The following is a 25,349-nucleotide window of genomic DNA, read 5'->3' as shown; positions in this document are numbered from 1 at the left end:
TTCCCATGTTGTCGACTTCCATGCGCATCGCTCCGGCGGTGCTGTTGCTGCCGGTCATGCTGGCATTGGCCGCCTGCAGCCAGGCCCAGACCCCGCCGGGCAAGACGGCCCCGGCAGCAACTGCTCCGGCCGCTGCCACCAAGGGCGACCGTCCGGCCGTGCTGAAGGGCATCGAGAAGCACGGTTTCGAGGTTGTTGCCGAGTTCGATGCACCGGGTGGCCTGCGCGGCTTTGCGGGTGTGGTGGGCGGCCAGCAACCGGCCGCGGCCTACGTCACCGCCGACGGCAAGCACGTACTGGTAGGCAGCCTGTTCGATGCCGAGGGCAACGACGTGGCCGCCGAGGCCGTCGAGAAGCTGGTCGCCGCGCCGATGTCGGCCAAGATGTGGACCAAGCTGGAAGCCAGTGCGTGGGTACGTGATGGCAAGGCCGACGCGCCGCGCGTGGTCTATACCTTCAGCGATGCCAACTGCCCGTACTGCCACAAGTTCTGGGAAGCGGCACGGCCGTGGGTTGATGCCGGCAAGGTGCAGCTGCGTCACATCATGGTTGGCGTGATCCGCGAGGACAGCCCGGCCAAGGCCGCGGCGATCCTCGCCGCGCGTGACCCGAGTGCAGCACTGCTGCAGAACGAGCACGATTTTGATCGCGGTGGCATCAAGGCGCTGCCGAACATCAGCCGCGAGATCGCTGGCAAGCTCGACGCCAATCAGGTGCTGATGATCGAGATGGGCTTCCAGGGCACGCCGGGCATCCTGTTCCAGGACGCACAGGGCCAGGTGCAGCGTCGCGCCGGCCTGCCGCAGGGTACAGACCTGCAGACGGTGCTGGGCCCGCGCTGAGTCGCGCCGCCCATCGTGAATGACCCACAGGCCCGCATGGCAGCATGCGGGCCTGTTGCTTTCCGTGATCAGGATCGATGCTTCGGCCTGCGCATCATCTGTTCGTCGTCACGTCTGAATAGTGACTGACATCAAGCCTCGCGCCTTGATTCCAATCAAGGCCAAAAACGACAGGCGAATTAGCCTGTGACGCATGGAATACAGCGTCAACGCGCAATGGATGCCGCGCTCGCCAGGCCCTGATCGGGGCCGGTCGGCTCAGCCATTCACGACACTCTCACCCTGCGCTTGTTACCCAGACCGCTACGGTCGCCACCTCTCTGGCAGCGCGGCCTTGATGGCGTCGACATCGGTGCGGGCAGGGCAGTGTCATCGTCCTGTTGCCTGCCATGCGCAGGCTGGCCGGTGTCGTCGACGCAGTATCCGCATTTCCAGCAACGGCAGCGCGAGGCCGGAGCGGCGCATGCGTGCGCCCCGTCTGCGTGCTGCGAACAGGGGTCGTCCAGGGAGGATGCAATGCGCGTGGCGGTACTGAGCCTGGCCTGCGTGACCGCACTGGCGATCACGCCGGCGTATGCGCAGGCGGATGACAAGGAGGACGCACAGGCGCTGCGTCGCGAGATTGCGGCCATGCGGCAGGCGCTGGAGGGCATGCAGCAGCGGTTGGACCGCCTTGAGCAGCACGATGCAACCGTTGCGCCTGCCACCGCGCAGGCACCCGCCGCCGTGGTCGCGCCTGCCAGCACTGCCAACCTGCTGCACCCCACGCAGGTACCGGGCGTGGCACAGCCGGTGCTGCCGCAGCGTGAGTCGGTGGCCGATCCGTCCACCGCCGCGTCGCGACCGGACAGTGCGGCCGGCCCGACCGATCCGGATCTGAAGGGCTTCTTCGCCATTCCGGGTACTGACACGGTGATCCGTATCGGCGGCTACGCCAAGCTGGATGCCATCGCCGATTCGCGTGCAGCGGGGGATGAGGATCAGTTCATTCCCTCGTCGATGCCGGTCGGTGGCAGTCATCGTGATGTCTCGAACTTCAACATCCATGCCAAGCAGACCCGCTTCAGCTTCGAGGCGCGACGTCCGACCACGCACGGCAACCTGCGCTTCTACCTGGAGAACGACTTCTTCGGCAGTAGTGACGGCTACGAATTCCGGCTGCGCCATGCCTATGGCCAGCTCGGCAATACCTACGCCGGTTACGGCTACTCCAGCTTCATGGATCCGGACAGCCTGCCCGATACATTGGATTTCGCAGGTCCCGGCGGTGCCGGCTACCTGCTGGTGGCAGGCATCCACCACAGTTTCGCGATGGGCAAGGGCAACACCCTGACCGTCGCCGCCGAAGATCCGAAGACCGAACTGGCCGGTGCCAGCGATGAGCGCGCCGCCGTGAACCGGCTGCCGGATGTGACGGTGACTGCGCGCATGGAGCGCGACTGGGGCCACCTGCAGCTTGGCGCAGTGGCACGCAGCCTGGCCTATGACGGCGTTGGCGAGCGCGACCGGCGCATGGCCGGTGGCCTGCAACTCAGCGGTTCGGCCTCGGTGGGCGAGCGCGACCTGCTGCTGTTCGGCGCGCTCGGCGGGCGCGGCCTCAGCCGTTATACCGCCGACCTGACCGGTTCCGGACTGGACGCAGTGGTTGGTGCCGATGGCCGCCTCGATGCGCTGGACCTGCACGGTGGGTTCATTGGCTACACGCATTACTGGTCCGGGCTGTGGCGTTCGAACCTGATCATCGGCCAGCTGACCCTGGAGCGGAATGCCGCACTGGCGGCCGACGCATTCCGTCAGAGCCGCTACGGCGTGTTCAACCTGATCTGGAGCCCGGCGCCGTCGTGGACGATGGGCATGGAGCTGCTGTACGGCCGCCTGGAACAGCAGGGGGGCGCGCGCGGCGACACGGTCCGGGTGCAGGGCAGCCTGCAATACAACTTCATCAAATAAGCGCCAGCGGTCGTACGCCAGCGTAACCGTCCCCACGCCCGGTTGTACCGGGCTCATGCCAGTACAGGAGATTGTCATGGCAGAAGCAAAGAAAATCGGGGTGGTCGGAGCCACCTTCCTCGTTGCCGGCAACATGATGGGCTCAGGCGTGTTCCTGTTGCCGTCCAGTCTGGCCAAGATCGGTACCGCCTCGATCTGGGGCTGGCTGATCACCACCGCCGGTGCGCTGCTGCTGGCCTTCGTATTCGCCAAGCTGGGCAAGCTGGCACCGAAGGCCGGCGGTCCCTATGCCTATGCGCGCGACTGGTTCGGGCCCTACATGGGCTTCCAGACCAATACCATCTACTGGTTCGCCAACTGGATCGGCAACGTTGCCATCCCGATCGCGGCGGTGGGCTACTTCAGCTACTTCTTCCCGATCCTGTCCGAGCCGCTGGTGCGCTGCATCGCGGTGTTGGTGCTGGTGTGGGCGCTGAGCTTCGCCAACATGATCGGCCCGGCCTTCGTCAGCCGCGTGCAGACGGTCACCACCAGCTTCGCGCTGGTGCCAATCCTGGGTATCGCCATCTTCGGCTGGTTCTTCTTCGATGCCGACATCTTCAAGGGCGCCTACAACGTGTCCGGTGAATCCAACTTCGGCGCGATCTCCAGTGCCGCGGCACTGACCCTGTGGGCCTTCATCGGCGTCGAATCGGCTTCGGTCACTGCCGGCGTGGTGGAGAATCCGGAAAAGAACGTGGCCCGCGCCACCCTGGCGGGTGTGTTCCTGGCCGCCATCGCCTACATCGCCAGTTCCTCGGTGATCATGGGCATGGTGCCCAATGGCGAACTGCAGACTTCCGATGCGCCGTTCGCACTGGCTGCCGCCAAGGCCGTCGGTGGCTGGGGCGGTGCGCTGGTCAGCCTCTGTGCCTTCATCGGCGCTGCCGGTTCGCTGGGCGGCTGGATCCTGCTGACCGCACAGAGCGCCAAGGCAGCCTCCGATGACGGCCTGTTCCCGAGCATCTTCAGCAAGACCAACAAGGATGACGTGCCGGTCAAGGGCGTGCTGATCGTGGCGGTGCTGATGACGCTGGCGGTGCTGGTCACCTCCACCTCGGAGACCGCGTCTGCACAGTTCGACGTGATCACCTCGGCGGCGGTGGTGCTGACCCTGCTGCCCTACATCTACTCGTGCGTGGCCTGCTACTTCGTGGTCGAGCGTTCGCACACCCTGGTCCACACCGGTGCGTTCTGGACCCTGACCAGCCTGACCGTCGTGTACTGCCTGTGGGCGATCTACGGCTCGTCGGGAACCATCGTGCAGTACGCCTTCCTGTTCGTGCTGTTCATCACCGTGTTCTATCCCTTCTTCAGCGAGGAGCGCCGCCAGCAGCGGCAGCGCGCCCGCGAGGCCTCGGCGATCAGCGCCGGCGCCCAGCGTTCCTGAGTTAGACAAGGAGAATCAACGTGTACTTCAAGTCCCTGGACTATCCGGTCATTGTCATCGACAACGACTACGAGTCGCCGCGCATCGGCGGCATCCTGATCCGCGCCCTGGTGGAGGAGCTGCGCAGCAACGACCAGCGCGTGCTGTGCGGCCTCAACCTGGATGATGCCCGCGCCGGTGCCCGCACCTACGTGGCGGCCTCGGCGGTGCTGATCTCGATCGACGGCAGTGAAGAGGTGGATGGCGAGTTCCAGCGCCTGACCGCCTTCCTGCGCGAGCAGAGCGCACGCCGCGCCAACCTGCCGGTGTTCCTGTACGGCGAGCGCCGCACCATCGAGAAGGTGCCGAGCAAGCTGCTCAAGTACATCCACGGTTTCATCTTCCTGTTCGAAGATACCAAGAGCTTCATCTCGCGGCAGGTGATGCGCGCGGCCGAAGACTACATGAAGAACCTGCTGCCGCCGTTCTTCAAGGCGTTGATCCACCATGCAGCCGAGTCGAACTACTCCTGGCACACCCCGGGCCATGCCGGCGGCGTGGCGTTCACCAAGTCGCCGGTCGGCCGTGCATTCCATCAGTTCTACGGCGAGAACACCCTGCGCAGCGATCTGTCGATCTCGGTGCCGGAGCTGGGTTCGCTGCTCGATCACACCGGCCCGATCAAGGACGCCGAGAACGAGGCGGCACGCAACTTCGGTGCCGACCATACGTTCTTTGTCACCAACGGCACCTCCACCGCCAACAAGATCGTCTGGCATGGCACGGTGGCGCGCGGTGACGTAGTGTTCGTCGATCGCAACTGCCACAAGTCGCTGCTGCACGCGCTGATCATGACCGGTGCAGTGCCGGTGTACTTCACCCCCAGCCGCAACGCGCACGGCATCATCGGTCCGATCAGCCTGGATCAGTTCACGCCGGAGTCGCTGCAGCAGCGCATCGCTGCCAACCCGCTGGCCAGCCAGGCCTACAAGGCTGGCTCCAAGCCGCGCATCGCGGTGGTCACCAACTCGACCTACGACGGCCTGTGCTACAACGCCGAGAAGATCGCCGACGAGATCGGCAGCGCGGTCGATTTCCTGCATTTCGACGAAGCCTGGTACGCCTACGCCGCGTTCCACCCGTTCTACGAGAACCACTACGGCATGGCCAAGGGCAAGCCGCGTGAGCAGGATGCGATCATCTTCACCACGCATTCCACCCACAAGCTGCTGGCGGCGTTCTCGCAGGCGTCGATGATCCACGTGCGCAATTCGGCGCAGCGCAACCTGGATGCCGAGCGCTTTAACGAGTCGTTCATGATGCACACCTCGACCAGCCCGCACTACGGGGTGATCGCAGCCTGTGACGTGGCCTCGAAGATGATGGAAGGCGATGCCGGCCGTTCGCTGGTGCAGGAAATGCACGACGAGGCCATCGCTTTCCGCCGCGCAATGCTGCACGTCCGCGATGACCTGGGCCGCGATGACTGGTGGTTCAGCGTGTGGCAGCCGACCCAGGTCGAGCGCAGCCTGGACAAGGGCGATACGCCCGCACCGCTGGTGGCCAAGCGCGAGGAGTGGTACCTGCAGCCGGATGCGCACTGGCACGGCTTCGAGAACCTGGTTGACGACTATGTGCTGATCGACCCGATCAAGGTGACCCTGCTGACTCCGGGCCTGGCGATGGACGGCAGCATGGGCAAGCTGGGCATCCCGGCGGCGGTGCTGAGCAAGTTCCTGTGGGGCCGCGGCATCACCGTGGAGAAGACCAACCTGTACTCGGTGCTGTTCCTGTTCTCGATGGGCATCACCAAGGGCAAGTGGAGCACCCTGGTGACCGAGCTGATGGCGTTCAAGGAGCTGTACGACCGCAATGCGCCGCTGAGCCAGGCACTGCCGACCCTGGCTGCCGACTATCCGAATGCCTACGCCGGTTGGGGCCTGCGTGACCTGTGCGATGCGCTGCATGCGTTCAACCAGGAATTCGCCGTGGCCAAGGTGATGCGTGAGATGTACGTGGACCTGCCGACGCCGGTGATGACCCCGGCCGATGCCTACAACCACCTGGTCAAGGGCGAGATCGAGCGGGTCGACATCGAGCAGATCAGTGGCCGCATTGCGGCGACCATGCTGGTGCCGTACCCGCCGGGCATCCCGACCATCATGCCGGGCGAGCGTTTCGGTGACAGCGACGAGCCGATCATCCAGTCGCTGCGCATCGCCCGCGAGCAGAATGCCCGCTTCCCGGGCTTCGAGTCGGACGTGCACGGGCTGATCATCGAGCAGGACGGCGATGTGACCTCGTACAAGGTGGAGGTGCTGAAGGCCTGACCGGCGACGGTCGGCCCTTCGGCGAACGATGGATACCGCGCGCGAGCAACGCATCCTGAAGTTCTCGATCGGGGCCACCCTGGCGGTGAGCGCGGTCGGCTTCGGCGGTGGCCTGCTGGTGGGATCGCAGGCCATCCTGTTCGACGGCGTGTACAGCCTGGTCGACGTCGCCCTGACCCTGGTGTCGTTGTCGGTGCTGCGGCTGGTGGCGCGGGAGCAGAGCCCGCGCTTCCAGTATGGCTACTGGCACCTTGAGCCGATGGTCGAGGCACTGGGCGGTGTGATCCTGTCGCTGGCCTGCGTGTATGCGCTGGCCAACGCCGTGATCGGTTTGACCACGGGCGGGCACGAAGTGAAGTTCGGGCCCGCGCTGTGGTGGGCGGCATTGCTGAGTGCCAGCAACCTGGCGATGGCGGCGTTCGTCGCGCAGCGGGCGCGGCATCTGCGCTCCGCGCTGTTGTGGCTGGATGTACGGGGCTGGCTGCTGGGTGGGTTGATGAGCCTGGCGGTGGTGCTGGCCTTCGTGTTGGCGCTGGTCCTGCACGGTGGTGAGTGGCACCACTGGGTGCCGTACCTGGATTCGATCGTGCTGGCGTTGATCAGCCTGGCGGTGTTGCCGGTGCCGGCGCGCAGCGCGTGGAAGGCCATGCGCGAAGTGCTGCAGGTGGCACCGGATGATCTGGACCGGCGCGTGCAGCGGGTGATGCAGGCGTTCGTCGCCGAGCACGGCTATGCCGGCTTCACCAGCCATGTGGCGAAGATGGGGCGGATGCGCTTCATCGAGATCCACGTGCTGGCCGACCCGGCCACGCCGCTGGGCTCAGTGGGCGAGGTCGATGCGATGCGTGACGAGATCGCGGTGCGGCTGGACGCCCGTGGCAGTACGTTCTGGCTGACCATCGATTTCACGGCAGACCCAGCATGGACGTAAGCGGGGAACGGTAGAGCCGAGCCCATGCTCGGCTGCCATTCGCGCTGAGCAGCCGAGCATGGGCTCGGCCCTGCACGTGGGCGCGATCGTTGCACATGGCGGACTACTCTGTTGCGCCAGTTCCATTTGACCTCAACCGGAGTTGAGGTCGCAGACTGCCTCGCAATTCCCGACATCAAGGCGGAGGCCCTCAGCGCCTAGCGCAGGTAGTACTCCACCGGTACCACCAGTTCCTGGGGTGCCTTCATTTCCACGGGAATGGGCGGCAGCGGCTGCGCGCGACGGAAGGTCTGCAGCGCGCCGTCATCGAGCATCGGCTGGCCACTGGACTGCTCCAGCCGCAGGGCCAGCAGGCGACCTTCGCGGTCGATGCTGGCCCTGACCCAGGCCGTCCCCTGCTGCCGGCGCGAGCGTGCGGCGGCGGGGTAGTAGCGGTAGCGTTCCAGCCGCGCCATCAGGCGGGCTTCCCACTGGTCGCTGGCGGCGCCGGCCTGGAAGTCCGCCGGCGGCGCGTCTGGAGCGGGCGGCGCGGCCGTGATCGATGCCGGTGCGGGACTTGCATCGGTCGCGGCCGCAGGCGGGGCGATCGGCAGCGGCTTTCGACCCGTCCCGCCCGTTTCGCTGGCGGCCAACTCGCCCTCGCGCGCGGCGGTGGGTTTCGGCGGAGGGGGCGACTTGGTCGGCTGCGATGCACGCGCCTGTTGCGCCTGGCTGGGGGTATCGGCCTGGCGTTCCTCGACCGGTTGCGGAGGTGTGGCCGGTGCCAGCAGGCGCAGGCTGATGCGCACGTCCTGTTCCGGCGGGGGCAGCAAGGGGGGCGTGGCCACCCAGTGCACCAGCAGCAGCAAGGGCAGCAGGTGCAGGCCGATGCTGATCGCGATCGCCTGCCAGTGTTGGCCGCGCTCACTCATCGTCCAGCACCCATAGCAGGTCGGCGTCAGACGCATCGATGGCTTCGCCAGCTGAGGCGAGCGCAATCACCAGTGCTGGTACGTCCAGAGCCAGGTAGCCTGGTACTCCGGTGCCGCGCAGTACATGCCAGCGCCCGGCAACCAGCAGCGCCGGTGCGGGTGCATCGAGCAGCACCCGTGCCATCCGTGTGTCGCGGGCCTGCTGCACGGCCAACATGCCATCCAGCATCGGTGCGGCCTCTGCGTGCTGGGCAAGCACCACCTCCGCAAGGCGCTGCCGCGCAGTGGCTACGGGGAACTGTACCGCCCTGGTCGAAGCCAACAGCGCGTTGACCTCGGCGCGCGCGAGATTGCCACCGAACAACGGGATGCCGGCAGCGGTGGCGTCCTGCACCAGCCCGCCATAGGCAGCCCACGGCCAGCGCGCATCCCAGTCCAGCAGCTCCTGCAGCCTCGTGCCGTCGGCATGGTTGCCCTTGGCCAGCCAGCGCTGCACCCGCTGCAGGCGCGGCTGGCGCTCGCTGGCAATCATTTCCAGCACCAGGGCACCCTGCGGGCGCTGCTGCTGCAACGCCTGCAGCAGCCAGCGCTGGGCGGCATGATCACTGTCGAGGTCATGCCGTTCACCCAGCAGCAACCGCTGGGCGGCGGCAGTGCGTTGTACGAACGTGGATTCGTCCAGGATCCGGCCATTGGCGAGGTCGACCACCTTGCCGGGCAGCGGCTGCGCGCTGGCCATCGACGCCAGCGCGAGCAGGCACAGCGGCAGCCAGTGGCGGCTAGAACGCGACATTGACGCCCATCGAGATGGTGCGGCCACGGCCGTTGCCGCGGTCCAGGATCGGGCTGAAGATGCTGTCGATCGAGGCATTGTTGTCATAGGCCTTGTTCTGCAGGTTTTCGATGTTCAGCCACAGCGTGGTGTTCGGCTGGGGCTTGAAGCTGGCGTAGAAGTCCAGCAGCACGCCGGTGCCGCCGGTCTTGCGGGTCTGGAAGAAGTCGTAGCCTTCCTCGGTCGGGCCGGAGTACTCGGCGCGCAGGCCGGCCTGCACGCGCTGCTGCCACCAGCGGCCGCCCACGTCCAGCGTCCAGTAGCGGTCGGGCAGGGCGGTGATGTCTTCCAGGTTGACGAACTCGATGGCCGGCGCACTGGTGTGCGAGCGGGTCCAGCTCAGCGTGGCGTGGTAGTGCTCGCTGGCGTAGTGCGCCTCCAGCTCGATACCGCGCATGCGCACCACGCCGGGGTGGTTCATCCAGCGCGTGGTGGCGCTGAAGTCGTCGGCGTCCAGCACATCGGTCCAGGCAGTGAGCTGCGGATCGCTGTCGATCGGCACCACGAACGGTTCCACTTCCGGCGGATGCACGATCAGCAGGTACTGCGGCTTGATGTAGTCGCGGATGCGGTTGTCGAAGCGGGTGACCCGCAGCTGCGCCAGGTCACCGTCGACCAGCAGCGAGTCGGTGCTGAGGTTGGCGCCGAACTGCAGGTTGCGCGAGCGTTCGCGGCGCAGGAACGGGTTGGCGCCGATGCCGTCGGCGACGCTGGCGTCCTCCAGCGGGATCTTCTCGAAGAACATTTCCTGCACGCGCGGCGGCCGCGACGTGCGCGAGACCTCGGCGAACAGCTGCAGCCAGTCGGTGGCCTGCAGTGAAACCGCCAGGCTCGGGCTGAGTGCGCGCTCGGTGCGACGCACGTCGATGTCGCCGCCATTGATCTCCGCGCACTGGCCGGGCACATCCGAGCACACCGGGATGTGTCCACGGATGCCGAAGCGGTCCTGGCGCAGTCCTGCGGTCAGGGCATAGATGTCGTATTGCAACTCCAGCGTGCTGAACACACTGTCCAGCTGGCTGCGGCCCTGCGGGTTGGCGCCACGCAGGACAGGGGTGTCGGCCACGTAGATGTCCGACTGGTGCTTGATACCGGTGTTCCAGCGTGCCTGCAGTGCACCGATGTCGAAGCGGCTGGTGTTGTCCACGGTCCAGCTGCTCAGGCCGCTGTGGGTGCGGCGGCCGATGTAGCTGGAGTCCTCCACCGGCGGGTAGAACAGCCGGGTCTTGTTGCTGGCAAACGTCGCACGCAGGTCGATCCACGGCGAATAGGGCGTGTAGTGGTAGCTGGCGCGCTGGTTGCGCGCGGAAATCTGCCACGGATAGTTGTGGTAGAAGTCGTTTTCGTAACGCATGTGGCTCAGGTCGAGCCGATGCTGGTCACTGGGCTGCAGGCGCGCTTTCAACAGCCAGCTGCTGGGTTGCTGGCTGCCGGGGTCGGCATTGTTTTTCTGCCCGCGCGCCGTGGCGTACTCGCTGCTGCGACTGCTGCTGGCGGCGGCGAGCAGGCCGAACTGGCGGTCACCGCCGTCCTCGCTGTGGCGCCACGCACCGGCGAAGGTGCGGCCGCTGCCATAGCCGTTGTTGCCATGGCGATAGCCCGCACGCAGGCCCCAGTCGCGGCCTTCGCCGAGCAGATCGTCGATGTCCAGTGTGCGGAAGTTGGCACTGCCGGCCAGCGTGCCGGCGCCATCACCACCGGCGACCGCACCGCGCTGCACGTCCACGCCGGCCAGCAGGAACGGGTCAACATAGGCGAATGGGCCGCCCGAGCCATGCCCGGCGTTGTTGCGGAAGGTCTGGGTGACACCGTCGATCATGGTGTTGACCCGGCCGGCACCGGTCATGCCGCGGATGTTGACCTGCAGGCCGGGCTGGCTGCGCGAATGGAAGCTGTGGGTGCCCGGCATCGAACGCAGCAGGCTGTTGCCTTCCTGGCGTTCGGCCATTGCCAAACGTTCGCTGCCGACCGTGGGAGCGAAGCCATCACGGGTGGCCGGTACATACTGGCTGGCACCAGTGCCAGGCGCATGGGCGTGCGCGGTCGTGCCCTGCACGCGCAGCGGACCGGTACGACGGCTGCCATCGCTGCGTTCGGCAGGTGCCGGTTCCAGCGTGGCGCGACGCGCATCGATGAAGCGTGGGCGGAGGCCGCTGCCTGCCAACAGGCGCGACAGCGCCTGTGCATCGTCGAAGTCTCCGCGCAGGGCAGGCGCGGCATGGCCTGCAGGCAGCGCCGAGCCGATCACCAGATCGACGCCGGTCAGCCGGCTGTAGGCGTCCAGTGCGGCGGCCAGCGGTTGCGCGGGCAGATCGTAGGAACGCGTGGCGGCCTGCGCGTGGGCGTTGTTGGGCAGCAGTGGGACGGTGCTGGCGCAGGCCAGCGACAGGGCGAGGACAAGGGGGCGGGGGCACAGCATCGGGGGCTCCAGGGGCTGACGCAGGGCGTCGTCATCCTGGGTAGACGCAGTGCTGGGCCGGATGTCAGGGTGCACCGCGCTGCTCCCTGCGTGGCGGCAGCCACACCTGCACACCCGCGCCGAGGCGCAGTACCCGCACATGCAGCTGCATGGCCAGTTGGTCGCGATTGCTGGCGGCACCCTCGGCATTGCCCAGCAGGGTGACTGGCTGTTGGCGAAGCCGTGCACCGATGATCCAGGTATGCCCGCCATGCCAGCGGTCCAGGCCCTGGGTGACGTCGGCCAGAGGGGCCGAAACCCAGTGCAGGCGCCGCTCGCGCCAGGCCAGGACGCCACCGTCTGCAGGATGTGCAGCAGAAGGCGCGTGTCCGTTGAAGCGTATCTGCTGACCCTCGCTGGCCTGTGCACTGGCGGTGCCGCTCTCTACGCGGACCCTGTGCTCGGTGACTGTGACCACGCTGCTGTCGCCCTGCACGGCAAGATCGAATGCGGTCCCCAGTGCGGTGACAGTGCCTTGCGGGGTATGCACCTGGAATGGCCGATCGGCATCGGCAGCGACCTGGAACCAGGCCTGGCCGCGCTGCAGCTGGAGCTGGCGGCGTTGTGCATCGACGCGCACATGGACTTCGCTTCCCGGCGACAGCAGCACATGCGAACCGTCCGGCAGGGCTTCATCACGGATCTCGCCAGCGGCGGTGCGCAGTACCTGCGCGGCCGGCGGCGAGGCGTGGCGGCTGTACAGCCCGAGCGCGCACAGCAACAGCACGGCAATGCCGGCCTCGCGCAGGCGGCGGCGTTGCCTGCGCTGCTGCTGCCGTTGCAGGCTGGGCAACGTGGCACCGGCCTGCCACAGCTGCTGCAGATGCTGGTACTGCGCAACATGGCGCGGATCGGCCCGGCACCACTGGTCGAACGCGTTCTCGTCGCGGGTGCCATCGTGTCCATCCAGCCACCAGCGGGCGGCTTCGCGTGTGATCGCGTCCTGGCTCATGCACCCGGCACCTGCTGCAGGGCGACCAGGGCGCGGAGCAGATGGCCGTGCGCGGTCTGCCGGCTGATGCCCAGCTGGCGGCCGATCTCGGCCAGAGCCATCTGTTCCACACGCGCCAGCAGGAAGACCTGGCGCGAGCGCGGCGGCAGCGCGGCGACGATTGCATCGAGATGGCGCAGCTGTTCGGCGTCGAGCAGGCGCTGTTCAGGCAGCGGCGCAGGATCGGCGATGGCATGCAGCTGTGTGTCATCCAGCGCTTCTTCGCGACGGCGCTGGCGTTGCCGGTAATGGTCGGCAATCAGGTTGTGGGCAACACGGTACAGGTACGCGCGGCCATTGCTCAACAGGCCACTGGCGGCGACCTTGACGACACGCAGCCAGGTTTCCTGGACGACGTCATCGGCGTCGCTGCGTTGCGGGAGTTTGCGGCGGACATGGGCGTGCAGCGGCCGGTAATGGGCCGCACACAGCTGCGCGACATCCGTCGGTTCGACAGGCGTGGACACGGGGCGGGCGACAACTGGGAAAGGGAACAGCCCGCGGCGGCAAGGGCAGCGGCTGCACCTTACAGCAAAAGAGAATCATTTGCATCTGTAGCGCGAGGCCGGTGCATTGGATGGCCGATCAGCCCGCACGGCTGGCGCTGCGTATCTCCAGCAGCAAGCGGTGGGCGGGAAACGTGCGCAGCGCTGGATGCCGCTGCCGGTGGTAGGCATTCCAATAGCTTGCGGCACGCTGCATACACCGTTCGAAGAAGGCGGCGTTCTCGCGGACCAGGGGTGCGTAAGCGGCCAGGCCAATCTTCCGGGCATGGTGGTCGATCGTCAGCGCGATCTCTTCGACATACTCGCTGAGCAGCGCCAGGTGGAATGCCAGAACCCACGGCACCGATGCCTGCCCCAATGCCTCAACAGCCCGTTGTCGCAGGAAGCCATCGGGATGCCGGGTGGCCAGGCACAGGCACAGCAGGCGGTGATCACCCAGCAGGGAAGATGCCAGGCGTTCCAGGCGCGTACCGTCGGCGTAGATGCGATCGGGGAAGCGCAGTGCTTCTCCATCGATCAGCAGCCGGTAGTCGTTGTTGCTGGCCTGCGCCTGGATGCGATCGAGCCGTTGCTGAAGATCGCAGGCGACGCCATGCAGGTGGGCAGGTACGTCGAACATGGTGGGAGTATCGCCTGCATGAGGGCGTACGTCAGCCTATGGCGGGTGGCGCAGCGCACCGCTGCCGGCCAGCGGCCGGCACTACCGGGGCAGGTAGTCGCAATGGATCTGCAGTGCTTCGGTCGGGTTGGGGTGCAGTTGGAAGCCGCAGTGCTGCAGGCTGTGCTTCACCTGCGCGACCGCCCAGGCATGGCGGCTGACGCGGCGCGCCTGCCAGTTGGGTGGCGTGAACACGCCCAGTGGCAGCAGCCGCAGTCGCTGGCCGTGCAACACCATGGAGATATCGACGTGACGGCCATCGATGTCGTGACCGTTGGCACCGAAGATGGCATCGACTTCATCGCGGCGCTGCGGGTAGCAGGTGCGGAACACCGCAATGCCGAGCCGCCGCACCGCGCGGCGGAACCCACCGAGGCGACTGTGGCGTGATTCGAAGCCGCGCGTGAGCAGCAGGCGCAGTTCGGTGGGCAGGAGTGCCTGCGCATCGAGCAGGCGTTGCAGCACCTCTGCTTCGATCTGGATATGGGTGGAGGGCCAGCGCGGGGCGACAAGCAGCCCGCGATGGTTGCCGCGTTGCAGGGTCAACATCGGTGAAGCTTCGCACGCGGGCTAACAGCCGGGGTAGTGCCGGCCGCTGGCCGGCAGATTCCAGTGCCGGCCAGCGGCCGGCACTACCATCGTCGGGTCAGATATCGCGGTACTGGATCTGCGCGGCCAGCACACGCAGGCCATCGGCATTGCTGGACAGGATGCGCTCTTCACCGACGCCCTTCTGCCGCTTCAACTGGAAGCCCTGGTCTGCAGGCAGCTGCGCGGCGATGCTGTCCATGCGCTGCAGGGCATCGGGGCCGCTGCAGTCGAAGTGGCCCCAGTGGGCACCATCGCGGTGGATCTGCAATCGGTAGTTCATCGTGGTGTCTCCGGCAGGTCCTGCAGCCAATGGTCGAACATTGCGGTGGCGGCCGCGGCCAGTGGTGCGCCATAGCGACGCGCCTGCGCGCGCAGGTCGTTGGGATCGATGCCAGCCTGGGCCAGCTCCAGCGTGTGACCGATCAGCCAACGCTCGAACTGGCGCGCGTCCAGTTCCGGATGGCATTGCAGGGCCAGCGCGTGGTGGCCGATGGCGAAGGCCTGGTGGCGGCAGGCCGGCGTGCTGGCCAGGCGGCGTGCGCCGGCCGGAAGTTCGAAGGCCTCACCATGCCAATGCAGCACGGGAATGCCCTGCAGGGCCTGCAGCGGCGAGCGCTGGCCTTCATCGGTCAGCAGCAGTGGCGCAAAGCCGATCTCCTTGCCGCCACTGGGAGCGACACTGGCACCGAGTGCACGGGCCATCAGCTGTGCACCCAGGCAGATGCCCAGGGTCGGCCGCTGTTGTTGCAGCCGGCGCTGCAGCAGGGCGATGCTGTCGGTGACGAAGGGATAGGTCGCTGTGTCATTGACGCTGATCGGGCCGCCTAGCACCACCAGCAGGTCGGCTGTTGCGGCGGAGTCCAGCGCGTCGATACCGGCCTGCAGCACCTGCAGCTGCCAGCCTTGGGCCAGCAGCAACGGTTGCAGGGTGCCGAGGTCTTCAAAGGCAACGTGTTGCAGCACAACCGCGTGCTTCATGCCGGGGCTCCGCTGTTCGGCCAGTAGAAGCTGTCCGGGGTGGCGCGGGCGCCGAAAATGGCCTGGCCGACGCGGACCACGGTGGCACCTTCCTCGATGGCCACTTCGAAATCACCGGACATGCCCATCGACAGCTGCGACAGGTCAAGGCCGGGCGGGACGACGCGCTGCAGCTGGTCGCGCAGGTCACGCAGGCGCACGAAGCAGGCGCGCACGCGCTCGACCTCGGGGGTGAAGATGGCCAGGGTCATCAGGCCGCGCACGCGCAGGCGATCGAAGGCCGGCAGCTGCTGCACGAAGGCCTCGACTGCGTCGGGTTCCAGTCCGTACTTGCTCGGTTCGGCCGAGGTGTTGACCTGCACGAACACATCCAGCGTGCGGTCTTCCAGTTGCAGGCGCTGCTGCAGGGCCTCGGCCACGCGCAGGCTGTCCAGCGCCTGGAACTCGCTGGCGAAGCGTGCCACGTAGCGCGCCTTGTTGGTCTGCAGATGGCCGATCACCGACCAGTGCACGCCCAGGTCGGCCATTGTTTCGGCCTTGCGCTGCGCCTCCTGCACCTTGTTCTCGCCCAGTTCGTGACAGCCTGCGGCCACCGCCATGCGGATGCGGGCGTCATCGACGGTCTTGCTGACCGGCAGCAGGCGCACGCTGGCTGGGTCACGGCCGACACGTGCGCAGGCATCGGCGATGCGTTGGCGCACCGTGACCAGGTTGGCGGCGATCTGTTCAACGGACTGGGCGACGGGCCAGTCGGCAGCGGCAAGGGGCATGCGGGCACCTCCAATGCAGGGCGGCCAGGGTGGGATACACTGGCACAGGACAAGAGATATTTTGGCATAGGACAAAATGAAAATCACCGGGCATAGCGCCGAGTCGATCTTCGACAGCATCCGCGACGGCATCGGCAAGGGCCGCTTGCCGGCCGGCAGCGTGCTGCCGCCGGTGCGTGAACTGGCCGAGCAGCTGGGGGTGAACCGCAATACGGTGGCCGCTGCCTACAAGCGATTGGATGCGGCGGGCCTGGCCAGCACGGCGGGCCGTCGTGGCACGGTGGTGCGCGGATTACCGCCTACGCTGGCGCGCGAGGGCAGCACGCCAGGGCTGGCCCTGCAGGACCTCGCCGGTGGCAACCCGGACCCGCGCCTGCTGCCGAACCTGCGCCTGGCGCCGGCAGCGCCGCGTTTGTACGGCGTAGGCACGGTCGACCCGAGGTTGCAGGCGCTGGCACGCGCCTCGCTGGATGCGGACTGCCCGGAGGGCTATGCGCTGGAGCTGACCCATGGCGCGGTCGACGGCATCGAACGCCTGCTGGCGGCGTGGCTGCTGCCGGGGGATCGCATCGCGGTGGAGGATCCGTGCTTCCTCGGCAGCCTCAACGTGCTCAATGCGGTGGGCCATGCGCCGTTGCCGGTGGCGGTGGACGCGCATGGCATGCAGGTCGATTCGCTGCGTGCGGCACTGGAGGCTGGCGCACGCGCGGTGCTGCTGACCCCGCGCGCGCACAACCCGACCGGGGCCAGCCTGGATGCGAAGCGGGCGCGGGCGTTGCGGCAGCTGTTGGCGGCCTACCCGCAGGTGGCGATGCTGATCGACGATCACTACGCGCTGCTTTCGCAGCAGGCCTATCACTCGGTGCTGCCGCTGGATGGTCGTCGCTGGGCCGTGCTGCGTTCGTTGTCCAAGCCACTGGGTCCGGACCTGCGGCTGGCCTGGCTGGCCTGCGATGAGGAGACCGCATCGCGGTTGCGGTTGCGGTTGGCGTCCGGCACCGGCTGGGTCAGCCATCTGCTGCAGGATGCGGCGACTTCGGTGCTGGCGTCGGCGACGCAGCGGGCGAAGATCGCCTCGGCAGGTGAGCGTTACCAGCAGCGCCTGCAGTCGCTGCAGGAACTGCTGCGTGCGCGGGGCGTGCCGACACCGCAACCGATGGAAGGATTGAACCTGTGGCTGCCGTTGCCAACCGACAGCCATCCGCAGGTGCTGGCACTGGCTTCGCGCGGATGGCATGTGCGCGCAGGCGAAGTGTTCGCGGTGGCAGCGCCGGGACATGGGCTGCGCATTACGTGTGCGGCGCTGGGATCGGCGCAGCTGCGGCAGCTGGCCGATGATCTGGCAGCGGTGTGCGGTCTGTAGCGTCGAGCTTGCTCGACTTTGCTTCGCTTTTGTAGAGCCGAGCCATGCTCGGCTGCTGTTGTGTAGAAGCAGTCGAGCATGGCTCGACTCTACATGACCGGCAGTCGAGCATGGCTCGACGCTACAGAAGCCGATCAGGGCGCGGCGTTGGCGCCGGGGCGCACGTAGTAGGACTGGCCGCTGTCATCGACGAACATCAGCTCCGGCTTGCCTTGCCAGGAGGTGAGCATGGCGCCGGTGTTGTTCTGGTGCTTGACCATCAGGCTGGCGCCACGGTCCGGGTCGGCGACGACCTTGAACACTTCGGTGGTGCCGGTGGCATCGTCCAGGGTGAGCAGGGCTTCGCCGCCGCGGTCGCTGGTGCCGTAGCCGCCGCGTTCGGAGCCGTCGGGGCCGAGCAGGATCAGGCCGGACAAGGCGGTGGCGCGCGGCCCCTGGGTACGGCCCTGGCTGAGCGGATCGGGAACCGGTGCGCCGAGGATCACCCGCGGCTGGCCGCTTGCATCGTGGATGACCAGCCCGCGTGCTTCGATGATGCGCTGTGGTGATTGGCTGCGATGCAGGCTCCAGGCGGTCCAGCCGGAAACAAGCAGGGCGAGGGTCGAGACCACCAGCGTGGTCAGCAGCAGTGCGCGGGGCATGGCGTCGTCCTTCCTTGGATGTGCCGACGATAGCGGATGCGGACCGGCAATGGCCAGTTCGTTGTGTGACGTTGTGTATCGTCAATGGAAATCGCGGCTGTGGCTGCGCAGTCCCTGCAGCAGTTCATCCAGGCAGTGCATGCGCTGCACGATGACATGCTGCACGCCATCAACGCGTTCCAGGCGGCCGTCGATCTGCATCAGCTGGGTGTCGACCAGTACGCGGTGCTGGCGGTCGGCCAGGTGCCGCCAGACCACGGCGTTGACCATGCCGGTCTCGTCCTCGAGCGTGAGGAAGGTGACGCCGCTGGCGGTCTGCGGGCGCTGGCGCATGCGTACCAGGCCGGCGATGCGTACGCGCCGGCCATGGCCGTGGTCTGCCAGCTGTGCGGCATCCAGGCAACCGCGGTTGCGCAGTTGCGCACGCAGGAACGAGATCGGGTGGCGGCCCAGCGTGGTGCCGGTGCTGCGGTAATCGGCCTGCATGTCTTCCCAGGCGCTGGGCAGGGGCAGTGGCACGCGGGCTTCGGTGGTGGCGCGGGCCTGGTCGAACAGCGGCAACCGGTTTTCCACACCGGAGATATCCCAGCGCGCACGATGGCGATGGCCGCTGAGCCCACGCAGCGCCCCGGCATCGGCCAGCAGGCCCTGCTGGCGGCGGTCCATGGCGGTGCGCTGGCACAGGTCACCCACATCGTCGAACGGGCGCCGCGCACGTTCGCGCATGATGGCCTGCACGGCGGGTTCGTTGCAGCCATCGACCAGGCGCAGGCCGAGCCGGATCGCCGCCGGCCCCTTGCCGAAATCCAGCGTGCAGTCCCAGTCGCTGTGGCGCACGTCCACCGGCAGCACGCGGATGCCATGCCGGCGCGCGTCCTGCAGCAGCTGGTCGGGGCTGTAGAAGCCCAGCGGCTGGCTGTTGATCAGGCTGGCGGTGAACGCGGCCGGGTGATGGCACTTCAGCCAGCAACTGGCATAGGTCAGCAGGGCGAAACTGGCGGCGTGGCTTTCCGGGAAGCCGTAATCGCCGAATCCCTTGATCTGCTCGAACAGGTGCTCGCCGTATTCGCGGCTGAAGCCGTTCTTCAGCATGCCGGCCAGCAGCTTCTCGCGATGCGGTTCCAGGCCGCCACGGCGTTTCCACGCCGCCATCGAGCGGCGCAGGGCATCGGCCTCGCCCGGGGTGTAGCCGGCCGCATCCACCGCCAGCTGCATCACCTGTTCCTGGAACAGCGGCACGCCGAGGGTGCGCGCGAACACGCGTTCCAGCCGCGCTGGATAGAGTGGATTGTCTGGATCGTTCAACGCGTCAGGACCCTGCTCGCGCAGGATCCTTCGCCGTTCCAGGTAGGGGTGCACCATGTCACCCTGGATCGGGCCAGGGCGCACGATCGCCACCTCGATCACCAGGTCATAGAACTCGCGTGGCTGCAGGCGCGGCAGCATCGCCATCTGCGCGCGCGACTCGATCTGGAACACGCCGATGGTGTCGGCGGCGCAGATCATGTCGTAGGTCGGGCCGTCTTCATCGGGAATCGCATCCATGCGTCCTTCGTGCAGGCCATGCTGCTGCAGCATGGCCAGGCACTTGCGGATGGCGGTGAGCATGCCCAACGCCAGGCAGTCGACCTTCATCAGGCCGGTGGCATCGAGGTCGTCCTTGTCCCACTGGATGACGGTGCGGTCGGCCATCGCTGCGTTCTCCACCGGGACCAGCGTCGACAGCGGGTGCTCGGAGATCACGAAACCACCCGGGTGCTGCGACAGGTGGCGGGGGAAGTCGATCAGTTCGGTGGTCAGTGCCAGCAGACGCTGCATCAACGGCGTGTCCGGATCGAAGCCGCGCTCGCGCAGGGTCTCCGGCAACGGTACGTGGCCGCCCCAGTGGTCCATCGCCGCCCCCAATTCGTTGACCTGGTCCATCGGCAGGCCGAGCGCGCGGGCCACGTCGCGGATCGCGCTGCGGCCACGGTAGCTGATCGCCACCGCAGTCAGGGCGGCGCGCTCGCGGCCATAGCGCTTGAATACATACTGCAGCACTTCCTCGCGGCGCTCGTGCTCGAAGTCGATATCGATATCCGGTGGCTCGTCGCGCTCGGCGGAGATGAAGCGCTCGAAAAGCAGGTTGCTGCGTGCCGGGTCGATCTCGGTCACGCCCAGCACGAAGCACACCGCGGAGTTGGCCGCCGAGCCACGACCCTGGCAGAGGATGTCCTGGCTGCGCGCGAAGCGCACGATGTCCTGCACGGTGAGGAAGTACGAGGCGTAGTTCTTCTCCCGGATCAATGCCAGTTCGTGCTCGATCTGTTTGCGCTGTGCCGGTTCGATGCCGCCTTTCCAGCGCCAGGGGATGCCGCGCTCGACCAGCACGCGCAGCCAGCTGTCCGGATCGTGGCCCTCGGGTACCAGTTCGCGCGGATAGGTGTACTGCAGCTGCTCCAGAGTGAAGTGGCAGCGCTCGGCGATGCGCAGGGTCTCGGCCAGCAATTCGGGTGGATACAGCTGGGCCAGCGCGGTACGCGGGCGCAGGTGGCGCTCGCCGTTGGGGAACAGGCGCCAGCCGGCCTCGGCCACGCTGCAGCGATGGCGGATCGCAGTCAGCGTGTCCTGCAGGGCGCGGCGGCGGCGCACGTGCATGTGCACATCACCACTGGCCACCAGCGGCAGGCGGTGGCGTTCGCCGAAGGCCTGCAGCTGCTGCAGGCGGCGTGCGTCGTCGTGTTCGTGGTGCAGTTCCACCGCCAACCACAGCCGATCATCGAAGCCGGCACGCAACAGTTCCAGTTCGGTGGCCGCTGGTTGCCGGTCCAGCCACAGGCACAGCAGGCCGTCGGGCAGGCCGAGCAGGTCCTCGCGCAGGCAGCGGTATTCGCCCTTGGTCGCGCGCCGCCGGCAGGTGGTGATCAACTGGCACAAGCCGGCATAGGCGGCCTGGTCGGTGCACAGCAGGGCCAGCTTCGGCCCGTCCTCGACCTGGAATTCGGCGCCGACGATCAGCGCCACGCCATGCGTCTTCGCCGCCTGCCAGGCACGCACGATGCCGGCCAGCGAGCATTCGTCGGTGATCGCCAACGCGCGGTAGCCCTGGCCGGCAGCGCGCGCGAACAGTTCTTCGGCAATCGAGGCGCCACGCTGGAAACTGAAGGCCGACAGGCAGTGCAGTTCAGCGTAGCCGGGCAGTTCGTTGTGCATGACGGCTCAGCCGAACCAGCCGTGCAGCATCCACGGCGCATGCGGATCATTGCGTGTGCGGAACGCCCAGCCGCGCTGGCCGTGTGCGGTTTCCACCACGTAGTAGTCGCGGCGCGCATCGGCCTGGTCCCACCAGCCCGATTCGATCCGCTCCGGCCCGGCGATGATACGCAGGCGCGGATCACGCAGCGGTTGCGGCGTGTCCAGCAGCCAACCGGGGCGCAGCGGCCAGTACGATGGAGGCTTGGCCGCGGGCTGGGTGCCATTGGCGCGTTCGGGGCGATGGTCGGCCTGCACAGCCAGCGGTTGCACGGCGTCATCGCCCAGCCGCGCCCGCAGGCGCTCGCGCAGCTGGTTCCAGGGCATCGCCTGTGCCGGCCGGGTGTCGAACAGGTCACGCGCGGCGGGCACGAACGGTGGCAGTTGCTCGGCCTGCAGGCGCAGTGCACGGCTGCCGGCGGGCAGGGCGAAGGCTTCCATGCGGTTGCGTGCGATCTCGAACAGCAGCGCGGGATCGCGCTCGGGTGCCAGCAGGCCGATGGTCAGCACGCTGGCCGGCAGCAGGTCATGCTCGAAGTGCAGGTCGAAGCGCTGTACGCCGCCATCGCGCGAACACAGGAACGCGGCCAGGTCCAGCAGCAGGCGACGCAGCGGGAACAGCAGGGCCTGGCTGGATTCGATCTCGTATTCGAATTCGATGCGCGCATCGAAACGGTCCGGTGGCTGGTAGTAACGCAGTGGCGCGGTGGGCAGGCCGCGCAGCGCATCCAGTTGCTGCAGTACCTCGGGTGAGAAGCGCCGGGCCAGGCTGTCGCGCGGCAGTTCGAGCACCGCACCCAGCGTGCGCAGCCCGGAACGACCGAGCACGGTCACCGCGTCGCTGGGCAGGCCGCAACGCGGCAACGGCAGCTGCGCCAGTGCTGCTGGCAGCTGCTGCGCATCGATGCCGAGGCCGTCGTGGACGTTGGCCAGCACGCGCGCGGCATGCGCGGTGGGTGCGGCCACCAGGCGATGGCGGAAACCAAGCTCATGCAGTTCGCCGCGCAGGCGCTTTTCGATCGTCAGCCAGTCACCGAACAGGGCGCGACTGGCTCCGATCTCCATGACCAGCGCGTGCGGAAAATCGAGGCTGACCTGCGAGCTGTAGGCGTAGGCCCAGCTGGCCAGCAGTTGCCGGGTGTGCTGTTCGGCGTTCGGGTCGTAGTCGTGCAGGTGCATGTCCTGCACCAGCACCTGCGCAGCCGACAGCAGCATGCCCGGGCGCAGCCCCGCTGCGCGTGCCGACGGGCTGACCGCACGCAGCACGCGGCGCTGTACCGGCCCCTGCAGCAGCACCAGTGGCCGCTGCGGGTCCGGCTGCAGGCGCAGTACGCTGTCCAGCGCCAGCTGCGGCAACAACAGGCAGGCCCAATGCATGGCGCAGCCTCAGTGGGCGATGGCCAGTGGCAACGGCTGTGCGGGTGGCAGGCCGCCACGGCACTTCAGCACCCGTACCTGGCCGTGGTCGAGCTGCAGGCGCAGGCTGGCCGGGGAGGGGTTGCGCGCTGCCTGCGCCTCGCGGAACACGAAGCCCAGGCACTGGCCGCTGTCGGCAGCCACCTGCAGGCGGCGCAGTGAGCGGTCGTCGGCCTGGTGTGGCCAGCACAGTACCGCCGCGCAGGCGGCCGAGCGCAGGCACTGTTCGGCAGCCCACAACGCCTGCTTCGGCGCGGCGTGGATGATCTGCAGCTGGGCCAGGTCCAGCCCGGCTGCAGCCCAGGCCGGGGCATGCGGGCGGTAGGGCGGGGCGACCAGCACGATCGGGCGGTCGCGCTGGCTCAGCTTCGCCAGCGCCGGCCAGACCAGGGCCAGCTCGCCCACGCCGGGCGCGGCCTGCAGCACCTCGCACAGCCCGCTGGCCGGCCAGCCACCGCCGGGCAGGCGTGCGTCCAGTGCCGGATGGCCACTGGCCAGGTGGTCGCTGGCCGGCCCCTGGCGAGCCGGGCCGCGCCACAGCTGGCGCCCGTCCAGCAGCCGGTCGAGGGCGACGACGGCACCCATCAGCCGGTCCTCCAAGGGAGGCGCCGGGCGGGCTGGAAGCGGCAGGAGCGGGCGTAAACGGCGGGCATGGCGCGAGTATCGACGGGCCGGTATCAGGGGCTGAGACCGGACATGCTACTCGCCTTGTGAGTAGAATTACTAATGAAATCGGAAGGTCGGGTTTCAGGTTGCTGAAGGGGTAAAGGAGTGCCGACCAGGGGCGGCACCCCCGCAGGCCCCGGTTACGGACGCACCGGCAGCGCGACCGGGCGCAGCGGCGCGGCATCGCCGCCGCGGATCTTCAGCGGGCCGCCGATGAAGGCGAACTCATAGACCTTGTCGCGGGCCAGTTCGTCCAGCGCCACCAGCTCGATGATCGGCGCGCCCTGCTGGGCCAGCAGGTAGGTGTGCAGCGGCACGTAGTCGTCGGACACCTCCGAGGGGAAGGTCTCGAAGCTGAGGTTGTCGGCGCCGACGATCATCGCGCCGCTGTCCTCCACCAGGAAGCGCGCCGCGTCCAGGCCCATGCCCGGCGGGTTGGCCATGTAGGCCTTGGGCTGTTCGAACAGGCGCATGCGGCCGGTGCGGATCAGCACCACGTCGCCCTGCTGCAGCTTCACCTGCTGGCGTGCCAGCGCATCCTTCAGGTCCTGGCGGGTGACGCGGTAGCTGTCAGGCAGCATGTCCACGCCCTTGGCGCCGGCCACGTCGATCAGCACGCCACGCGCGATCAGCGGCGGGAATTTCTCGATGCCGGTGACATTCCAGCCACGGTCACCGAGGTGCTTGTCGGCCTCGAAGCCGTTCCAGATCTTTCCGTGGATGCCGAAGTGGTTCAGCGCATCGATGTGGGTGCCGGTGTGGCTGTACATCGAGAACGCGGTGCCGGTGTAGCTGCGGGTGAGGTTCATGGTTTCACCCACGCCCATCGGATCATCCATCACCGTGCCGCGCGGGGTGTGGGTCATCCAGAACTGGTAGTGCGGGTCGCCGGCATCCTGCCAGCTGGGCATGCCGACGTAGTATTCGGTGGCCAGGTCATAGGCCTTGCCGCCGCTGACCCGCGACAGGATCGCCGCACGCGAGGCCTCGGTGATCAGGTTGAGGCGGCCGATCTCGTCCTTCGGCCCCCAGGGGCTGGTGCCGACCCGCTGGCCGGAGGGAACGCGTTCGTGCGCGGACACGGTGGTGGAAGCGGCGGTGCCGGCCAGCAGCAGGGCCAGCGCGGTGGCCAGGGTACGTGGGGTCATGGGGAATCTCCTTGGGGTGGGGATGGTGCGGCTCAGGCCGCGACCAGGTGCGCCAGGGCCTGGCGCAGTTGCGGCAGCGGCAGGGTCTGCAGGCGCAGGCCGTTGCCGCCGATCACGGTGGGAATGGAACGGATGCCGAGGGCAGCGGCTTCGGCACGGTCGGCCTGCACGCGCCGGGCTGCTGCGTCGCCGTGCATGTGGTCAGCGAAGGCGCCACGCGGGTGGCCCAGTGCTTCGGCGATATCCAGCAGTACTTCGGCGTCGCCGATGTTGCGGTGCTGGTGCAGGTGCGCCCACTGCATGGCATCGAACATCGCGCCATGGGCGTCGTTGCCACCGAGCATGCCGGCGGCCTGGCAGGCCAGTGCGCCGAGCCAGCCGGACGGATACTCGAAGTCCTGTGCGCGCATGCCTTCGATATCGATGCGCGCGGTGTCTTCATGCGCGGCGCAGTCGGTCCAGTGGCGCAGGATGATCGCCTTGGCGCGCTCCATCGAGCCGAACACCTCGACCATCTGCGCGCGCGAGTCCTGCAGCACGAAGCTGCGGTGACGCACCTGGATGCCGAGTTCGGCGGAGACCTGCTGCAGGCGCGGGGCCAGCACGAAGCACCAGCCGCAGACCACGTCGTGGAAGAAATCGACCACCGGTGCGGCGGTGGCGGGGGAAGGAACGGAAGACATCTGCCTGCCATCGGTGAGAGGGGAGGCGGCAGATTAGGCAGCGCG

At 67.6% G+C, this 25,349-nt stretch carries 22 protein-coding genes; 6 read left to right on the top strand and 16 right to left on the bottom strand.

Annotated elements, in window-relative coordinates; all coding sequences use genetic code 11:
- Positions 1–5: 5 nt before the first annotated feature.
- The 5 genes from dsbG to N5D91_RS09380 all read left to right on the top strand — a co-directional run bounded on the left by dsbG (position 6) and on the right by N5D91_RS09380 (position 7,461).
- Positions 6–842 (top strand): thiol:disulfide interchange protein DsbG, encoded by an 837-nt coding sequence (gene dsbG / locus N5D91_RS09400; protein ID WP_110712706.1) that lies wholly within the window; start codon positions 6–8, stop codon positions 840–842.
- Positions 843–1,358: 516 nt separating this feature from the next.
- Positions 1,359–2,792 (top strand): DcaP family trimeric outer membrane transporter, encoded by a 1,434-nt coding sequence (locus N5D91_RS09395; RefSeq protein WP_180854614.1) that lies wholly within the window; start codon positions 1,359–1,361, stop codon positions 2,790–2,792.
- A 76-nt stretch (positions 2,793–2,868) separates the two neighbouring features.
- Positions 2,869–4,221, top strand: coding sequence for an arginine/agmatine antiporter (gene adiC, locus N5D91_RS09390; protein ID WP_006461445.1), 1,353 nt, complete (start codon positions 2,869–2,871; stop codon positions 4,219–4,221).
- Positions 4,222–4,241: 20 nt separating this feature from the next.
- The gene (locus N5D91_RS09385; protein WP_180854613.1) at positions 4,242–6,530 is read left to right on the top strand and encodes an Orn/Lys/Arg decarboxylase N-terminal domain-containing protein; all 2,289 of its coding nucleotides are present in this window, start codon (positions 4,242–4,244) and stop codon (positions 6,528–6,530) included.
- A gap of 28 nt (positions 6,531–6,558) precedes the next feature.
- A complete protein-coding gene (locus N5D91_RS09380) occupies positions 6,559–7,461 on the top strand; it encodes a cation diffusion facilitator family transporter (RefSeq protein ID WP_180854612.1) in 903 nt (300 codons plus the stop codon).
- Between the two features lie 197 nt (positions 7,462–7,658).
- Here the strand turns inward: N5D91_RS09380 and N5D91_RS09375 are convergent, their stop codons facing one another.
- The 10 genes from N5D91_RS09375 to N5D91_RS09330 form a co-directional block, all read right to left on the bottom strand.
- The gene (locus tag N5D91_RS09375) at positions 7,659–8,372 is read right to left on the bottom strand and encodes an energy transducer TonB (RefSeq protein ID WP_180854611.1); all 714 of its coding nucleotides are present in this window, start codon (positions 8,370–8,372) and stop codon (positions 7,659–7,661) included.
- Positions 8,365–9,165 carry a ChaN family lipoprotein gene (locus N5D91_RS09370; protein ID WP_180854610.1) on the bottom strand — a complete coding sequence of 267 codons (801 nt, stop codon included), beginning with the start codon at positions 9,163–9,165 and terminating at the stop codon, positions 8,365–8,367. Before N5D91_RS09370 ends, N5D91_RS09375 begins: the two co-directional genes overlap by 8 nt.
- Positions 9,152–11,623, bottom strand: coding sequence for a TonB-dependent receptor (locus N5D91_RS09365; protein ID WP_180854609.1), 2,472 nt, complete (start codon positions 11,621–11,623; stop codon positions 9,152–9,154). The genes N5D91_RS09370 and N5D91_RS09365 overlap by 14 nt, the downstream gene beginning before the upstream one ends.
- A 64-nt stretch (positions 11,624–11,687) precedes the next feature.
- The gene (locus tag N5D91_RS09360; RefSeq protein ID WP_180854608.1) at positions 11,688–12,614 is read right to left on the bottom strand and encodes a FecR domain-containing protein; all 927 of its coding nucleotides are present in this window, start codon (positions 12,612–12,614) and stop codon (positions 11,688–11,690) included.
- On the bottom strand, positions 12,611–13,120 hold the full coding sequence (locus N5D91_RS09355) for a sigma-70 family RNA polymerase sigma factor (RefSeq protein ID WP_164080209.1): 510 nt from the start codon (positions 13,118–13,120) through the stop codon (positions 12,611–12,613). The genes N5D91_RS09360 and N5D91_RS09355 overlap by 4 nt, the downstream gene beginning before the upstream one ends.
- 118 nt (positions 13,121–13,238) lie before the next feature.
- Positions 13,239–13,778: a hypothetical protein gene (locus N5D91_RS09350; protein WP_180854607.1), complete on the bottom strand. Its 540-nt coding sequence runs from the start codon at positions 13,776–13,778 to the stop codon at positions 13,239–13,241.
- 81 nt (positions 13,779–13,859) lie between these two features.
- Positions 13,860–14,366 carry a hypothetical protein gene (locus N5D91_RS09345; protein ID WP_110712696.1) on the bottom strand — a complete coding sequence of 169 codons (507 nt, stop codon included), beginning with the start codon at positions 14,364–14,366 and terminating at the stop codon, positions 13,860–13,862.
- Between the two features lie 97 nt (positions 14,367–14,463).
- On the bottom strand, positions 14,464–14,688 hold the full coding sequence (locus N5D91_RS09340; protein WP_110712695.1) for a hypothetical protein: 225 nt from the start codon (positions 14,686–14,688) through the stop codon (positions 14,464–14,466).
- Complete coding sequence (locus N5D91_RS09335; protein WP_110712694.1) at positions 14,685–15,386, bottom strand: glutamine amidotransferase; 702 nt, start codon at positions 15,384–15,386, stop codon at positions 14,685–14,687. The genes N5D91_RS09340 and N5D91_RS09335 overlap by 4 nt, the downstream gene beginning before the upstream one ends.
- Positions 15,383–16,156 (bottom strand): YggS family pyridoxal phosphate-dependent enzyme, encoded by a 774-nt coding sequence (locus N5D91_RS09330; RefSeq protein WP_180854606.1) that lies wholly within the window; start codon positions 16,154–16,156, stop codon positions 15,383–15,385. Before N5D91_RS09330 ends, N5D91_RS09335 begins: the two co-directional genes overlap by 4 nt.
- A gap of 76 nt (positions 16,157–16,232) precedes the next feature.
- On the opposite strand from N5D91_RS09330, the gene ptsJ reads away from it, so the two are divergent.
- Positions 16,233–17,519, top strand: a complete 1,287-nt coding sequence (gene ptsJ, locus N5D91_RS09325) for a transcriptional regulator PtsJ (protein ID WP_110712692.1) — start codon at positions 16,233–16,235, stop codon at positions 17,517–17,519.
- 134 nt (positions 17,520–17,653) lie between these two features.
- On the opposite strand, the gene N5D91_RS09320 is transcribed toward ptsJ, so the two are convergent.
- The 6 genes from N5D91_RS09320 to N5D91_RS09295 form a co-directional block, all read right to left on the bottom strand.
- On the bottom strand, positions 17,654–18,160 hold the full coding sequence (locus N5D91_RS09320) for a hypothetical protein (protein WP_180854605.1): 507 nt from the start codon (positions 18,158–18,160) through the stop codon (positions 17,654–17,656).
- A gap of 81 nt (positions 18,161–18,241) precedes the next feature.
- Positions 18,242–21,352: an error-prone DNA polymerase gene (locus N5D91_RS09315; protein ID WP_180854604.1), complete on the bottom strand. Its 3,111-nt coding sequence runs from the start codon at positions 21,350–21,352 to the stop codon at positions 18,242–18,244.
- Positions 21,353–21,358: 6 nt separating this feature from the next.
- Positions 21,359–22,768: a DNA polymerase Y family protein gene (locus N5D91_RS09310; protein WP_110712690.1), complete on the bottom strand. Its 1,410-nt coding sequence runs from the start codon at positions 22,766–22,768 to the stop codon at positions 21,359–21,361.
- 9 nt (positions 22,769–22,777) lie between these two features.
- Entirely contained in the window at positions 22,778–23,392 is a 615-nt protein-coding gene (gene imuA, locus N5D91_RS09305) for a translesion DNA synthesis-associated protein ImuA (RefSeq protein ID WP_012511391.1), read from the bottom strand.
- 221 nt (positions 23,393–23,613) lie between these two features.
- Complete coding sequence (locus N5D91_RS09300) at positions 23,614–24,621, bottom strand: cyclase family protein (protein ID WP_180854603.1); 1,008 nt, start codon at positions 24,619–24,621, stop codon at positions 23,614–23,616.
- A gap of 32 nt (positions 24,622–24,653) precedes the next feature.
- Positions 24,654–25,304, bottom strand: coding sequence for a DsbA family protein (locus N5D91_RS09295; protein ID WP_180854602.1), 651 nt, complete (start codon positions 25,302–25,304; stop codon positions 24,654–24,656).
- Between the last annotated feature and the right edge of the window lie 45 nt (positions 25,305–25,349).

Origin of the sequence: Stenotrophomonas sp. GD03794 (assembly GCF_029842145.1) — a bacterium.
GTDB classification, from domain to species: domain Bacteria; phylum Pseudomonadota; class Gammaproteobacteria; order Xanthomonadales; family Xanthomonadaceae; genus Stenotrophomonas; species Stenotrophomonas riyadhensis.
The sequence above is the reverse complement of the archived record's forward strand: the minus strand, read 5'-3'. Positions and strand labels throughout refer to the sequence as shown.